Annotated in this window: 17 protein-coding genes; 13 read left to right on the top strand and 4 right to left on the bottom strand. The window is 69.7% G+C overall.

Annotated elements, in window-relative coordinates:
• Window positions 1–17: 17 nt before the first annotated feature.
• The gene (locus tag FH608_RS20720; protein ID WP_226899727.1) at window positions 18–1,394 is read right to left on the bottom strand and encodes an extracellular solute-binding protein; all 1,377 of its coding nucleotides are present in this window, start codon (window positions 1,392–1,394) and stop codon (window positions 18–20) included.
• 432 nt (window positions 1,395–1,826) lie between these two features.
• Here FH608_RS20720 and FH608_RS20725 point away from each other — a divergent pair, with 432 nt between their 5' ends.
• The 3 genes from FH608_RS20725 (at window position 1,827) to FH608_RS20735 (ending at window position 4,067) form a co-directional block, all read left to right on the top strand.
• Complete coding sequence (locus FH608_RS20725) at window positions 1,827–2,561, top strand: GntR family transcriptional regulator (RefSeq protein ID WP_139632196.1); 735 nt, start codon at window positions 1,827–1,829, stop codon at window positions 2,559–2,561.
• 95 nt (window positions 2,562–2,656) lie between these two features.
• Entirely contained in the window at window positions 2,657–3,226 is a 570-nt protein-coding gene (locus FH608_RS20730) for a DJ-1/PfpI family protein (RefSeq protein WP_139632197.1), read from the top strand.
• Between the two features lie 19 nt (window positions 3,227–3,245).
• Entirely contained in the window at window positions 3,246–4,067 is an 822-nt protein-coding gene (locus FH608_RS20735; protein ID WP_139632198.1) for an alpha/beta fold hydrolase, read from the top strand.
• A gap of 114 nt (window positions 4,068–4,181) precedes the next feature.
• On the opposite strand, the gene gltX is transcribed toward FH608_RS20735, so the two are convergent.
• Complete coding sequence (gene gltX, locus FH608_RS20740) at window positions 4,182–5,555, bottom strand: glutamate--tRNA ligase (RefSeq protein WP_139632199.1); 1,374 nt, start codon at window positions 5,553–5,555, stop codon at window positions 4,182–4,184.
• The gene (locus FH608_RS20745) at window positions 5,548–6,324 is read right to left on the bottom strand and encodes a fumarylacetoacetate hydrolase family protein (protein ID WP_139632200.1); all 777 of its coding nucleotides are present in this window, start codon (window positions 6,322–6,324) and stop codon (window positions 5,548–5,550) included. The genes gltX and FH608_RS20745 overlap by 8 nt, the downstream gene beginning before the upstream one ends.
• A gap of 183 nt (window positions 6,325–6,507) precedes the next feature.
• Between FH608_RS20745 and FH608_RS20750 the strand changes: the two genes are divergently transcribed.
• From FH608_RS20750 to FH608_RS20780, 7 genes are read left to right on the top strand one after another with little or no spacing between them, the layout of a single operon-like run.
• The gene (locus FH608_RS20750) at window positions 6,508–7,035 is read left to right on the top strand and encodes an Asp23/Gls24 family envelope stress response protein (RefSeq protein WP_394367691.1); all 528 of its coding nucleotides are present in this window, start codon (window positions 6,508–6,510) and stop codon (window positions 7,033–7,035) included.
• Complete coding sequence (locus FH608_RS20755) at window positions 7,032–7,421, top strand: hypothetical protein (RefSeq protein WP_226899728.1); 390 nt, start codon at window positions 7,032–7,034, stop codon at window positions 7,419–7,421. The genes FH608_RS20750 and FH608_RS20755 overlap by 4 nt, the downstream gene beginning before the upstream one ends.
• On the top strand, window positions 7,418–7,606 hold the full coding sequence (locus tag FH608_RS20760) for a hypothetical protein (RefSeq protein WP_139632201.1): 189 nt from the start codon (window positions 7,418–7,420) through the stop codon (window positions 7,604–7,606). Before FH608_RS20755 ends, FH608_RS20760 begins: the two co-directional genes overlap by 4 nt.
• Window positions 7,607–7,621: 15 nt before the next feature.
• A complete protein-coding gene (locus FH608_RS20765; protein WP_139632202.1) occupies window positions 7,622–8,002 on the top strand; it encodes an Asp23/Gls24 family envelope stress response protein in 381 nt (126 codons plus the stop codon).
• 2 nt (window positions 8,003–8,004) lie between these two features.
• The gene (locus FH608_RS20770) at window positions 8,005–8,724 is read left to right on the top strand and encodes a DUF6286 domain-containing protein (protein ID WP_139632203.1); all 720 of its coding nucleotides are present in this window, start codon (window positions 8,005–8,007) and stop codon (window positions 8,722–8,724) included.
• The gene (locus FH608_RS20775; RefSeq protein ID WP_139632204.1) at window positions 8,721–9,302 is read left to right on the top strand and encodes an Asp23/Gls24 family envelope stress response protein; all 582 of its coding nucleotides are present in this window, start codon (window positions 8,721–8,723) and stop codon (window positions 9,300–9,302) included. The genes FH608_RS20770 and FH608_RS20775 overlap by 4 nt, the downstream gene beginning before the upstream one ends.
• Before the next feature lie 15 nt (window positions 9,303–9,317).
• Window positions 9,318–9,668, top strand: coding sequence for an antibiotic biosynthesis monooxygenase family protein (locus FH608_RS20780; RefSeq protein WP_139632205.1), 351 nt, complete (start codon window positions 9,318–9,320; stop codon window positions 9,666–9,668).
• Between the two features lie 25 nt (window positions 9,669–9,693).
• On the opposite strand, the gene FH608_RS20785 is transcribed toward FH608_RS20780, so the two are convergent.
• Complete coding sequence (locus FH608_RS20785; protein ID WP_139632206.1) at window positions 9,694–10,290, bottom strand: HD domain-containing protein; 597 nt, start codon at window positions 10,288–10,290, stop codon at window positions 9,694–9,696.
• Between the two features lie 227 nt (window positions 10,291–10,517).
• Here FH608_RS20785 and FH608_RS20790 point away from each other — a divergent pair, with 227 nt between their 5' ends.
• From FH608_RS20790 to FH608_RS52825, 3 genes are all read left to right on the top strand, one after another.
• Window positions 10,518–12,119, top strand: coding sequence for a heparinase II/III family protein (locus tag FH608_RS20790; protein WP_139632207.1), 1,602 nt, complete (start codon window positions 10,518–10,520; stop codon window positions 12,117–12,119).
• 127 nt (window positions 12,120–12,246) lie between these two features.
• Window positions 12,247–13,023 carry an SDR family NAD(P)-dependent oxidoreductase gene (locus FH608_RS20795; RefSeq protein ID WP_226899729.1) on the top strand — a complete coding sequence of 259 codons (777 nt, stop codon included), beginning with the start codon at window positions 12,247–12,249 and terminating at the stop codon, window positions 13,021–13,023.
• A gap of 9 nt (window positions 13,024–13,032) precedes the next feature.
• Complete coding sequence (locus FH608_RS52825; RefSeq protein ID WP_226899753.1) at window positions 13,033–13,440, top strand: MerR family transcriptional regulator; 408 nt, start codon at window positions 13,033–13,035, stop codon at window positions 13,438–13,440.
• Window positions 13,441–13,453 lie beyond the last annotated feature (13 nt).

Here is a 13,453-nt window from a genome sequence, read left to right on the forward strand (position 1 = left end):
CAGAGGGACGGGGTCACTCACAGTCCGCCGCCGCCCTTGCGGCCGCTGGAGTCGAGCACGCCCTGCTGCTCCTTGGCGATGTCGTCGAGCGCGTCCTTCGGCTTCTTCGCACCGTTGAGAGCCGCGTTCACGTTGGTGTTCTCGATGTCGACGAGGCGCGCGTACTCGGGGACGTTCCACATGTCCCGCATCCGCGGCACCGAGTCGGTGTACACCTTGTTGAACGGCTGGGCATTGAGGAACTCGGGCGACTCCAGGGCGTCCGTACGCGATGGCACGCCACCAGCGGCGGCCCACTTCTTCTGGATGTCAGCCTGCTCGAACCACTTCATGAAGTTCAGGGCCTCCGCCTGGTTCGTCTCGGAGGAGTAGGCCGACACGTGCATCCCCATGCCGCCGAGAGGCACCAGGTTCGTCTTCTGGCTCGGCAGGGTGGCAAAACCCAGCTTGTCGAGAATCTGCTCCCGCGTGGTGCCGAGCGTCGACTGCTTCGGGTCGAGCAGGCCGCCGCTCGCGGCGATCCAGTTGAACGCGATGCATGCCTTGCCCTGGGCGACCGCCGCGTTCACCTCGTCGATGAACCAGTTGCCGGAGCCCTTGGCGGTCAGCGGCTTCATCTTGTTGACCAGGACGTCCATCGCCTCCTGACCCGCGGCGTCGTTGAGGACGCCCTCGATCTTGCGCGTCTTGGAGTCCCACAGGTTGCCGCCGTAGACGCCGTTGACCGTGTTGTAGGTGACGGCCGCGGCGTCGGAGCCGTTGGCCTGGTGGAAAGCCAGCCCGCTGACGCCAGGGTTGTCCGCCTGGCACTTCTCGGCGACTGAGATCATCTCGTCCCAGGTCTGCGGTGGCTTGTCGCCGATCAGGTCCTTGCGGTAGATCATCGTCCAGGTGTCGCCGAGCAGCGGCAGTCCGTACAGGCTGGCGTTTTCGTCACGCTTCCCGGTCTCCGCCTGGGGGAACTGGCCGTAGGCCGCCAGGAGGTACGGGTTGTAGGCTTTGACGTCGATGTTCTTCTTGACGAAGTCGGTGATGTCGAGGATGTTGCCGTTCGTCACCGCCTCGCCGATGTGTTGCGAGTCCAGGATCGGGATGTCGAAGTCGGTCTTGTGCGCTGCGAACTGGGTGAACATCGCGTCGTGCCAGTTCGCGTTCGGCACGGTTTTGACCTTGACGGTCACGTTCGGCCGCTCCTTGGCGTACTCCGCGTTCGCGAAGGCTTCCAGCGCGTGGGCGGGGGGCCAGTCGAACCAGATGAAGCTGAGGGTGAGCGGGTCCTTGGTGAGCTCCGGGATGGTCGCCGGCGCCTTGGGGGCGCTCGCCCCCGCGCCGCCGTCCTGGCCGCAAGCCGCCATGGTCGTGGCCACCAACATGGCCGCGGCCGCCAGCTGCACCTTTCGACGGGGAACGGACAGTCGTCCTAATCGCGTGGGATACCGCATCTTCTTGCCTGCTTTCTGGGTGGGGACCCCTGCTGCGTGCTTCGCCGAGCAGTTGCTGGGTTGTTCAGGCGTGTTGCCGGCTGTCGCAGGGGCTGACCCGCAGACCGGCGTCACGAGTACGCCGCGACGTAATGGGGCTTCGAGCAGTCGAGAAGTCCTTCGGCCCTTGTGCGGCCCGGTGGCGAACCGAGGAGGACGTCGAGCATGCTCATGGGAGCTCCAACTGATCGAAGCGGAGCGATGGCGGGCGGTTCCGAGATGGGTGACGGATGGCTGACATCCGCCACCTTTCCTATACGATCCGATTGGGGGCGTCAACATCCCGCAGCGTTGCGATTGATGTCAACAGGTTCCCGAAGACGCAAGAAAGGACCTCACGTCACGATGGACGACGAAGCGATGATCGCGCGGCGCCGTGGGGCCATGACGGGCGGAACGTCGCCGGGAAGATCTCGCGGCCGGCTTGCCGACGAGGTGTACGACACGCTGCTCGGACAGCTGATGTCGCTACGGATCGAGCCTGGCTCCCGCGTCACGATCGACGCCCTGGCGCGAGAGCTGGGGGTCTCGCAGACGCCGATCCGTGACGCTCTGAACCGCATGGAGGCCGAGGGCCTGGTCGTGCGTGTGCCCCATGCCGGCTATCGGATTCCCCCCCAGATCACCCGTCAGCGATTCGAGGACATGCTTGAGCTCCGCCTGCTCCTGGAGCCGGCAGCGGCGCGCAGATCCGCCGAACGCGCGTCATCAGAGCAGGTGGCCGATCTGCGACGAATGCTGGAGGAGATGGCGGAGCTGGACGGGGGCGACGGGCTCATGGCCTATGGCGCCTTCGGGCTGCGCGACGCCGCTTTTCACGATCTCGTCGCCCTGAGCGCGGAGAACCAGGTCATCCGCGAAGCCCTCGCTCGCCTGCACACGCACGTGCACCTGTTCCGGCTTCTCCACGACACCCAGGTCACTCACCTGGCCATGGCCGAGCACGAAGAAGTGCTGGCCGCGATCGCCGCGCGTGACCCCGACGCCGCCGCCTACGCCATGCGCCGGCACATCCTGCTGTCCGGCGAGCGGTTCCGGCGATTGTTCGACGAGGTCAAGGACGCGGACGAATGGCGGTAAAGGCTTGACGGGCGGGCTGGGCCGAGGAATGCTAACTCAATCAGATCGGATCGGATCGGATCCACCTCACCCGCCTCAGATGCGAGGAGAAGCAGGTGCCCAGAGCGCTGCTCCTGACCGGCGACGCCGCCGAGGAGCTCGACACCATGTATCCCTACTATCGCGTGCAGGAGGGCGGCTGGGACGTTGACGTCTCGTCACGGACGATGCGTGACGTTCAGCTGGTCATCCACGAGTTCGATCCCAACTCCGACGCCTACGTGGAGAAGAACGGCCGAAAGTTGCCGGTCGACGTGCCCTGGGCCGAGGTCGACGTCGAGCGCTATGACGCCCTCATCATCCCTGGGGGACGCGCCCCCGAGTGGATCCGGGTCGACGCCGACGTCAGGCGCATCACCGAGCACTTCTTCGCGCGCAACCTCCCGATCGCGCTGGTGTGCCACGGCGCGCAGGTGCCGGCTGTGTACGGGCTGCTGAAGGGTCGAAAGACGGCGTGCTTCCCGCCCATCACCGGTGACATGGAGAACGCGGGCGCGACGGTCATCGACGCTCCCGACGTCGTGGACGGCAACCTCGTCTCCTGCCGGGGGTGGCCCGACATGCCGCAATTCGGCAGGGCGATGATGGAGGTCTTCTCGAAGTCCATCAGCTCCACATCGGCATGAGCGCACCTGGCCTGTCCCGGTGACGGCACTTCGGACCGTCACAGTCGACGGCTCCCCCGTCCACGTCCTGGAGAGCGGCACCGGACCCGCGGTGCTGATGCTGCACGGCTCCGGACCCGGTACGACCGGATCCGGCGCCTGGGCGACGACGGCACGGGCGCTGGGCACGTCCTGGCACCTGGTGGCTCCTGACCAGGCGGGGTTCGGCCGTACACCGATCCCGGCGGGCTCCAGGGGTGGGCTCCGGCTGTGGACGGAGCAGGCCGCGGGCCTGATGGATGCTCTCGGTGTCGAGCACTACGCCGTGGTGGGTCACTCCATGGGCGGTGCCGTGGCGCTGGCGTTGGCGGCCGCGCGTCCCCAGCAGGTCACCCGTGTCGTGGCGGTCTCGACGATGGGCGCCCCCGGGGCGCCGCTGTCCGCCGACCTCGACGCGGTCTGGGCCGCCCCCGCCGGCCCGCTCGGGGCACGGGACATGTTGAGTCGCCTCGTCCTCGACCAAGCGCTCGTGACCGAGTCGGCCGTTGCCGCCCGTGCGGCTGCGATGCGAGCGGGGGCGGCCGCATTTGCGTCGTTGTTCCCTCCGCCTAGGGCACGTTGGGCCGACGAGCTCACCCTCTCGGCGCAGACGCTGGCAGGGATCCGCGCGCCCGTGCTGCTCGTCCACGGCGCCGAGGACCGAGTCACCCCGCTCGGGACGGCAGCCCTGCCCCTGCTGGAGCACCTGGCCGATGTCCGTCTGCACGTGCTCGGCCGATGCGGGCACGTGCCGGCGCTCGAGCACCCGCACGACTTCAGGCGACTCCTGACGTGCTTCCTCGGCCGGGACCGAGGTCACTGATCGCTGCCCTTCCCCACCTGCGGGCACGGCGGTCCCGCGCCGGCAGCCGGAAGCAGAGCGCCCGGCGACCGTCTCGGGGTCGCCGGGCGTCGGCGTTCAGGCGCCAAGGCGCGTTCAGGCGTTCAGGCGGGACAGGGCGGCGCGCAGGCGGTCCTGGGTGCGTGAGCGGCCGAGCACCTCGATCGACTCGAACAGCGGCAGCCCCACCGTGCGGCCGGTGACCGCCACGCGGACCGGCGCCTGGGCCTTGCCGAGCTTGAGCCCGTGGACCGCCCCGACCTCCTCCAGCGCCTCCTTGAGCGACTCGGGGTCCCAGCTGACCGTCTCCAGCCGCGCCAGGTAGTCGGTGAGGATCTCCACCGGGGAGTTCTTCATCGCCTTGTCCCAGGACGCCTGGTCGAAGACGGGCTCCCCGAGGAAGAGGAAGTCGACGTTCTGCCGGATCTCCGACAGCACGGCGATGCGGGTCTGGGCCAGCGCCGCGACCTTGCTGAACAGCTCGCGGTCCCAGGAGGGGTCGAGGTAGGGCGCGCAGCGCTCCTCGAACGTCTCCAGCGGCAGCGCCCGGATGTACTCGCCGTTGAACGCCCGCAGCTTCTTCTCGTCGAAGAACGCGTTGGACGCGTTGACGTCCTCGAGCCGGAACAGCGGCACCATCTCCGACCACGGCATGATCTCGCGGTCCTCACCGGGCCCCCAGCCGAGCAGCATGAGGTAGTTGACCATGGCCTCGGGGAGGTAGCCCTCCTGGCGGTAGTCCTCCAGGGCGACCTTGTCGCGGCGCTTGGACAGCTTCTTGCGCTGCTCGTTGACGATCACCGGCAGGTGGGCCCAGACCGGGGGCGTCGCGCCCAGGGCGGGCCAGAGCAGCTCCTGCCTGGCCGCGTTGGGCAGGTGCTCCTCGCCGCGCGCCACGTGGGTGATGGCCTGCGTGATGTCGTCGACGGCGTTGGCCAGCACGTAGAGGGGCGAGCCGTCGGAGCGAGCGATCACGAAGTCCTCCTGCGCGTTGTTGGGGAACTCCACCCGCCCGCGCACCAGGTCGTCCACGACCGTGACGCCCTCGTCGGGCGTGCGGAAGCGCACCGCGCCCGCGGAGAGGCCGCGCTCGCGGCAGTGGCCGTCGTAGCCCTTGTCCTTGGAGCCGGTGCGCTCCTGGACCTGCTCGCGCGTGCAGTCGCAGTAGTAGGCCTTGCCGTCGGCCAGCAGCTTCGCCACGGCCTCGCGGTGCTGCGGCTCGTACGCCGACTGGAAGTAGGGGCCCTCGAACGCCGGGTTGGTGCCGTTGATGCCGATCCAGTCGAGCGCCGAGATGATGCCCTCGGTCCACTCGGGACGGTTGCGAGTGGCGTCGGTGTCCTCGACGCGCAGGATGAAGCGCCCGCCGGACCGCAGGGCGACGGCCCAGTTGAACAGCGCGGCGCGGGCACTGCCCACGTGGAACATGCCGGTTGGAGACGGGGCGAACCGCACCCGTACGTCAGTCACGGGAGACCACCTTGTTCGTGAGTGTGCCGATGCCTTCGATGCCGACGCTGACCTCGTCGCCCACTTCGAGCGGGCCGACGCCCGCGGGGGTGCCGGTCAGGATGACGTCGCCGGGGATGAGGGTCATGACCGCGCTGACGTAGGCCACCAGCGCGGGGATGTCGTTGATGAGCTGGCTCGTGCGTCCGCTCTGCCGGATCTCGCCGTTGACCGTGGTCGTCAGGGCGAGGTCGCTCGCGTCGAGGTCGGTCTGGATCCACGGCCCGAGCGGGCAGAACGTGTCGAACCCCTTGGCCCGGGTGAACTGCACGTCCTTCTTCTGCAGGTCGCGGGCGGTGACGTCGTTGGCGCACGTGTAGCCGAAGATGACGTCCTTGACCCGCTCGACCGGCACCTCCCGGCACAGCCTGCCGATCACCACCGCCAGCTCGCCCTCGTAGTCGACGCGGTCGGACAGCGTCGTGGGGTAGGCGATGTGCTCGCCGTGGCCGATCACGGTGGTGGACGGCTTCAGGAAGATGAGGGGCTCCTCGGGCACCTCGTTGCCCAGCTCGGCCGCGTGCTCGGCGTAGTTTCTGCCGATGGCGATCACCTTGCTCGGCAGCATCGGGGCCAGCAGCTTCGCCTGCGAGAGCGGTAGCCGCTCGCCGGTGAACTGCACCTGGGAGAACGGGTGACCGGAGATCGCGGACACGAACTCCTCGCCCGGGCCGCCCTCGACCACGCCGAACGACACGCCTTCGCCTGTGGAGAACCTCGCTATACGCACCCGACAAGGCTATCGCCGCCGCCACGGGGCTCCGCCCAGCGCACGCCGCCCGCACCCCGCTTGACGTTCGACGGGTCAGGAATTGTCGATAAATGTCCCCAAAGTCTGTTTTGTTGGGTATCGAGAGGTTCGTGGCGGTTACCTGTGCCTAATAGTGAGGACCAAACAAGGGGGTGACGGGTCGTGTCGGACACAGTGTCTAACCGGGCCACGTCCAACCGGGGCACGGACACCGGCCAGGCCACGACCGTACCGAGGGCCAGGACGGCCGAGGGCGGTCCTGCGACCAAGCTGATCACCGAGAAGGGCACCACCAGCATCGCCGACGGCGTCGTCGCCAAGATCTCCGGGCTGGCGGCCCGGGAGGTGTCCGGCGTGTACGCCATGGGCGGAGGCGCGGCACGCGCGCTCGGCAGCGTACGCGGCATGGTCGGCGCCGAGGAGCGGGTCACGCAGGGCGTGACCGTGGAGGTGGGCGAGCGGCAGGCCGCCATCGACCTCGACCTCGTGACGGAGTACGGGACGGCGATCCCCGACCTCGCGGCCTCGGTGCGCAAGAACGTCATCAACGCGGTCGAGCGGATGTGCGGGCTCGAGGTGACCGAGGTCAACATCAGGGTCGACGACGTCCACATGCCGGGTCAGGAGCGTGACCGCGAGTCCGAGAGGGAGCGCGGCGAGGCGACCGAGACGGAGCCGCGAGTCCGATGACCGGCAGGGCTCCGGACCCTGAAGCCGGCCCCGGCGCGGGAACGGGCGGTCTCCGGACGGCCACCACCGACCCCGGTGCGGCGTCCCCCGGCGAAACGTCTCCGGATGACGGCACGGGCGAGGTGTGGGCGATCGCCGAGCGGGTGCGGTCGTGCCGGGGCGTGGCGGGGCTGTCCGGCGGCCCGTTCGGGACGGTGGCCACGTACCTTCCGGGCAGGCGGCTCACGGGCGTCTCCGTGGACGACCGGGAGGTGCGGATCGCCGTCGTCGTCACGGCGGGCCGCCCGCTCCCGGAGACCGCCGACGAGGTGCGGCGGGCCCTGGCGGACCTCGTCGGCGAGCGCCGGGTGAACGTACGTATCGACGACATCGTGGAGGAACCATGAGTGACATCCAGTGGACGCCGGTAATCGGCCTGGCCTTCGGCATCATCCTCGGTGTCGTGGCATCGTTCGGCGGGTGGGGTCCGTTCCTGATCGTGCTGGTGCTCGGCGTGGCCGGCTTCCTCATCGGGCGGATCGCCGAGTCCGGCGAGGTCAACCTGTCCGGCCTGTCCATGAGACGCAAATGAGCGCGTGAGGCGTCCATGAGCACCCCGACCGCGAGCACCACCGGCGGCACCGTGACTGTGCCCGCGCAGCGTCCCACCCCCCAGCCGCCACCGGAGCTGCGCGGGCGCACCCGGGTCGAATCCGTGGTGGTGACCAAGATCGCCTGCTCGGCCGCCGCGGAGATCCCCGAGATACAGGAGGTGTACTTCGCGGGGCTGCCGTGGACCCGCTCGTCGGGCGCGGAGGTCCGCGGCGACCAGGCCACGATCCGGCTGAACGTGAGCGTCGCGTACCCGTCGCGGCTGCGTGCCGTGGCGGCGCGGCTCAGGGAGCACGTGATCGGCCGGGTCGCCGAACAGACCGGCCTGAACGTCTCCCGGCTGGACGTCAACATGATCGACCTTGAGGGCGGGTAGCCATGAGCGAGCAGAGCCCGAGGCAGGAGACCTGCGCCGTGCCTGACCAGGACGCGGAGGCCGCGCCTTCCCGGGACACGGACACGGTGCCTTTCGAGGCCGCGGACCCCGGGGACGCGCCGCCCGAAGCGCCCTCCGGAGCGGTAGTGGGGCGGGTGCCGCGCGACCGGGGCGCCGACCGGGCGGCCGTGCGGGCGTTCCGTCCGCACCGGAGGATCCCCGCCCTGGTGGTGGCCGCGCTGATGACGCTCCTGGCCCTGCTCATCGCCGCCGAGACGATCTCCGCGCTGGCCGGCGTCCCGCTGCGCCTCGTCCCGTACGACGGGATGCTGAGCTGGGCCACCTCCACCCCGTGGACCGACCCGCTGTTCCTGGCGGGCTCGGCGATCGTGGCGCTGGTCGGGCTCGGGCTGCTGGCCGCCGCGCTGGTGCCCGGCCGGCCGGGCATGGTGCCCGTACGCAGCGGCGACCCCGATGTGATTATCGGCCTGCGCACCAGGAGCGTCACCAGGGCGCTGGCGCACGCGGCCGAGGAGGTGCCCGGCGTGCACTCGGCCCGCGCCAGGATTCGGGGCCGCACGATCGCCGTGAAGTCCGCGACGTCCGGGTGGGACAAGGAGAGATTCACCCAGGAGGTACGGGCCGCCGTGCTCACCAGGCTGGCCGGGATGGACCCGGTGCGGCCGTACCGGGTGGACGTGCACGTCAAGGAGCGCAAGTGAGCAGGAAGACCAGCCACGGCAACCGGTGGGGACTGGCGCTCGTCGGGCTGGTGCTGATCGTCCTGGGGGGCGGCGCGCTGTCCCGCGGGGCGGCCGCCGCCTGGGGATCGTCGGGGACGCCCATCGTGGACGGCGACGTACGCGGCTTCTTCACGGGCGCCTCCCCGTGGATCTGGTGGCTCGTGGCGGCCCTGTCGCTGCTGGTGGCGCTGCTGGGCCTGCGGTGGCTGTTCGTCCAGGCGCGCAGGGACACGACGCGCGGCAGCCTGCGGCTGGAGCGGTCGCCGAGCGGCGCCACGGAGGTGTCGGCGGACGGGATGGCCCGCGCGGTCGCCGCCGACGTCGAGACGAGCCCGGCCGTGCTGAGCGCCGACGCCGACCTGGCGGGCACGCACAACCGTCCCGAAGTGCGGCTTCGCGTCGTGGCCGACGAGACGGCGCCCATCGGCGAGCTCAGCCGGCACCTGTCCACGGTGGCGCTGCCGCACATGCGCGACGCGCTGGAGCGCGACCGTGTTCCGGCGGTGGCGCGCGTTAGCCTGGAGCCCGCACCGGCCTCGCAACGGATGGTGCGCTGACGAGAGGGGTTCCCGTTGTCCGTCGTGAAGATCAACGTGCTGAGCGTGCCCGCCGACATGCGCGAGGAGCTCGAACGCCGCTTCTCCAACCGCGCGGGGATGGTGGAATCGGCCGACGGGTTCGAGTGGTTCGAGCTGCTCAGGCCGGTCGAGGGCACCGAGCGCTACCTGGTCTACACGCGCTGGCGCAGCGAGGAGGACTTCCAGAAGTGGCAGCAGGGCGAGGCGTTCCAGCGCGGCCACGCCCAGGCGCAGGCCGCCCGGGGCGAGGCGCCCGGGGGCCACGGCCATGGCCACGGCCCCGCGGCGGCCGGCTCTGAGGTGTGGTCCTTCGAGGTCGCCGAGAGCGCCGGCCCCAAGGGCTAGTCGCCGGGAGCGCCCGCTCGAAAGGTCAGGAGTCCAGCGGGTTGCGCGCGATGCGGTCGAGGATGCCGCCGCGTACGAATCCGCCGGCCAGGCTCGACGGCTTGCGCGCGCCCTGCTCGGAGACGCACGCGGCGAACTCCTTGGCGATCTCCAGCCGGGGGTGGCGCTCCAGCACCTCCTGCCGGATCCCGGCCGGGATCTCGTCCGTGCGGCGGCCCGAGATGTCCATGCCGGTCGACAGCTCCAGCAGGTGACCCTCCGGGTCGTCCTCCACCGGCACCTCGTCCCACATGTGCCGGATGATCACCTCGCTGACGCGGACGCGCCGCTCGGGCGACCAGCCGGCCCCGGCGCAGAACGCCCACGCCACGTGCCCGCCGGCCTCCTCGTAGGGGACGGTGTGGCTGTCGAACTCGGCGGCCAGCCCGATGTCGTGCAGCATGGCCGCCACGTACAGCAGCTCCGCGTCGAACGCGATGCCGTGCTCCCGCGCGTACGCGGCCGCCCAGAGGTAGGCGCGGATCGAGTGGTTGAGCAGCGAGGGCGTGTGGTAGCGGGCGGCCACTTCGAGGGCGCCGCGGCTGGCGGGCGTGTCAGGGATCACGAGGTCGTCGAATGTCACCCGTCCAGCATGTCCTGACCTGTACGGTCTCCGCCATCCGGGACACCCGCATGTCGCCACCGCGCCCCCCGCTCGACGGCGAGGACGCATCGAGCGTCTAACGAATCCGACACTCGGCTTGACCAGTTGATCACAATTCGGACAGCATGTTCCGCCCTCACTTTTTGTCTCGAAGTACTGTCCCGAAAGGAACTGGCGTGCGCCGGCTCGCGATACCCCTTGCTCTCATGCTGGCACTCGGCGGGTCACTGACTCCCGCGCACGCCGACAAGGTCACGCGCACCGCGGAGTGCCAGGGCGACTGGCTGCCCGGTACGCCGACCGCCGAGGACGTCATGAAGGGTGAGATCTCGCTGGTCGGGCTGCCGCCGTACAAGCTGGGCAGGAAGATCGACTGGGGGGCGAGCCCGTACAAGAACCGCTCCTGGGAGTACGTGTTCCAGTCGCTGCGCTGGATGGGCACGCTCGTGGTCGCGTACGAGAACAGCGGCGAGGAGGCGTACCTGGATCGTGCCACCGAGATCGCCAAGGACTGGGTCGCGCACAACAAGCGCGGCGCGCGCGGCACGAAGTCGTACGTGTGGAAGGACCACCCCGTCTCCCTGCGCACGCAGCCGCTGCTCTGCCTGAGCAGGCACGTCAACGAGAGCTGGCTCAAGGACAGCCTGGCCGAGCACGCCAAGCTCCTGGCGGACCCGCGGCTGTACAAGAAGGGCCACAACCACGGCATGGACCAGGACATCGCGCTGATGGGCATCGGCTGCCGGTACGGCCGCAAGGACTGGTCCAACCTGGCCTCCAGCCGCCTGACCGGCACGGTGAAGCTCGACGTCGACTCGCAGGGCGCGCTCATGGAGCAGGCGCCCCGGTACGCGGTCTACGTGTACGGGCGGCTGCAGGTCGCGATCACGAACATGAAGGCGTGCGGCAGGAAGGTGCCGAGCGAGATCGGCAAGCGGGCCGAGGCGCTGAAGGACTTCATCGCCCACTCCACCATGCCCAACGGCTACATGGTGCCCATCGGCGACGGCAGCGCCGAGACCGAGCCCAAGATGGAGACGGGCACGCCGAAGCACGAGGTCAAGACCTACCGCGCCGGCTACGTCTTCGGCCGCACCGCCTGGGGCAAGCCGGAGTCGGCCTACTACTCGATCAGGTTCGGCCCCGGGCTGAAGTTCCACGGCCACGAGGACCACCTGGGCGTCACGTACTACGCGCAGGGCCGCGACATCCTGGTCGACGCCGGCTTCCACTCCTACGAGAAGAGCTCGTACCGCTACTGGACGCTCTCGCCGGAGGCGCACAACGTCCCCACCGTGGTCGGCGCCCGCTTCCGCCCGCGCACCGCCTCCAAGCTCGTCGCCACCAGGTACGGCGACGACCGGCAGTCGTTCAAGCTCACGGACAAGGCGTACGGGGTGAGCCGTACCAGGTCGGTGCTGGTGAACCACGGCGATGACCTGATGGCCGTGCGGGACACCGCGTCCGGCGGCAAGAAGATCAGGAACCTGTGGCGCTTCGACCACTCGCTCAAGCTGATCTCCAAGGGCGGCGGCAAGGTGGTGCTCGGGGACGGCAAGTTCAAGGTCACGCTGCTGCAGTTCGGCGCGTCGTGCGACCGGGTCGGGGGGCAGCAGGTGCAGCGCGGCGGGAAGCTGGGATGGGTCTCGCCCACGTACCTGTCGAAGCAGCCGACCAACGTGGTGGTGTCGCCGGCGGCGAAGTCGCTGCTGACGGTGATCGTGCCGGGCACCGACTCGCCCAAGGTGTCGTGCTCGGGTAAGAAACTCACGGTCGACGGCATCTCCATCCCGACCACCGCCTTCTGACCTGGTTCAGGCGGGAGAACCGCACGGTCCTTCGGCGGCCGCCGGCGCCCTAGCCGCTCTTGACCTTGACGCCCAGGTCAGCCTTTAGCCTCGCGTTCACTCACCTGCGAGAAAGAGGAGAACGCTCATGAGCGATATTTCAGGCGGCCTGAAAGACAAGGGTGTGGTCATCACCGGAGGTGGCACGGGGATCGGCCGGGCCACGGCTCACCGGTTCGCCGCCGAGGGGGCGCAGGTGCTCGTGGTCGGTCGCACCGCCGCGCGCCTGGAGGAGACCGCCGCCGCACACCCCTCGATCAGCACCTTCGCGACGGACGGTGCGGCTGCCGACGGGCCCGGACGGATCGTCGAGGCGGCGGTGCGGCGGCTGGGCGGGATCGATGTCCTGGTCAACAACGCCGCCATCACTCGCCCCGCCGCGCTCGGGACGATCGACCGCCGTACCGCCGAAGAGCAGATCGCCACCAACCTCCTCGCCCCTCTCTTCCTGGCCCAGGCCGCTCTGCCACACCTGGTCCCCGCGAGGGGGACGATCGTGAACGTGTCCTCCAACCCGCCCTCGTACGGTTGGCCGGGCAACTCGGTCTACGGCTCGACCAAGGTCGCCCTCGACTTCCTGACGGCCACCTGGGCGGTCGAGCTCGCGCCGAAGGGCGTGCGTGTCGTGTCCGTGGCGCCCGGCATCACCGCCACACCCGTGTTGGCGCACGCCGGGTTCACCCCGGAGCAGATCGCCGCCCTGGGCGAGGGACTCACCGAACGCATTCCGCTCGGCCGCATCGCCCAGCCGGACGAGATCGCCTGGTGGATCGTGAACGTGGCGCGCCCTGAGGCCGCCTACCTCACCGGCACGGTCGTCCGCGTCGACGGCGGCCTCTCCGTGGCGGCGGGGCAGAAGGCATAAACTCGGACAATGCTGATCGGGGAGCTGGCGCGAGCGAGCGGCGTCACCATCCGGGCCCTGCGCTATTACGAGCAGCAGAATCTGCTCCAGCCGGAACGGACCCCCAACGGGTACCGGCGGTACGACAGCAGCGCGGTGACCAAGGTCCGCAACATCCGGCTGCTGCTGTCGAACGGCTTCACCGCCCAGGACGTACAAGGCTTCCTGCCCTGCCTGGACGATGGCGACGTCTTGCTGGGGCCGGCCTGCCCGCCCAGCGTGGAAGCGGTGAGCAGGAAGGTCGCGGCGCTGGAGGAGCGGATCGCCGAGCTGAGCGCCGTACGGGACCGGCTCGTGGAGGCCCTGGCCGGCAACGCGACGCCGCAGCGACCCGGTGTGGCCGGGCAGCAGAAGTTCAGGGCCGATCTTCGACCTTGACGAAGTCTCCCGG

Source organism: Nonomuraea phyllanthi (assembly GCF_006334985.2).
GTDB classification, from domain to species: Bacteria; Actinomycetota; Actinomycetes; order Streptosporangiales; family Streptosporangiaceae; genus Nonomuraea; species Nonomuraea phyllanthi.

Excerpts from the sequence above, each read along its gene's own strand:
- FH608_RS20725 (WP_139632196.1), top strand. The coding sequence starts at position 1,827 with ATGGACGACGAAGCGATGATCGCGCGGCGCCGTGGGGCCATGACGGGC.
- FH608_RS20755 (WP_226899728.1), top strand. The coding sequence starts at position 7,032 with ATGACCGGCAGGGCTCCGGACCCTGAAGCCGGCCCCGGCGCGGGAACG.
- FH608_RS20760 (WP_139632201.1), top strand. The coding sequence starts at position 7,418 with ATGAGTGACATCCAGTGGACGCCGGTAATCGGCCTGGCCTTCGGCATC.
- FH608_RS20765 (WP_139632202.1), top strand. The coding sequence starts at position 7,622 with ATGAGCACCCCGACCGCGAGCACCACCGGCGGCACCGTGACTGTGCCC.
- FH608_RS20770 (WP_139632203.1), top strand. The coding sequence starts at position 8,005 with ATGAGCGAGCAGAGCCCGAGGCAGGAGACCTGCGCCGTGCCTGACCAG.
- FH608_RS20790 (WP_139632207.1), top strand. The coding sequence starts at position 10,518 with ATGCTGGCACTCGGCGGGTCACTGACTCCCGCGCACGCCGACAAGGTC.
- FH608_RS20795 (WP_226899729.1), top strand. The coding sequence starts at position 12,247 with ATGAGCGATATTTCAGGCGGCCTGAAAGACAAGGGTGTGGTCATCACC.
- FH608_RS52825 (WP_226899753.1), top strand. The coding sequence starts at position 13,033 with ATGCTGATCGGGGAGCTGGCGCGAGCGAGCGGCGTCACCATCCGGGCC.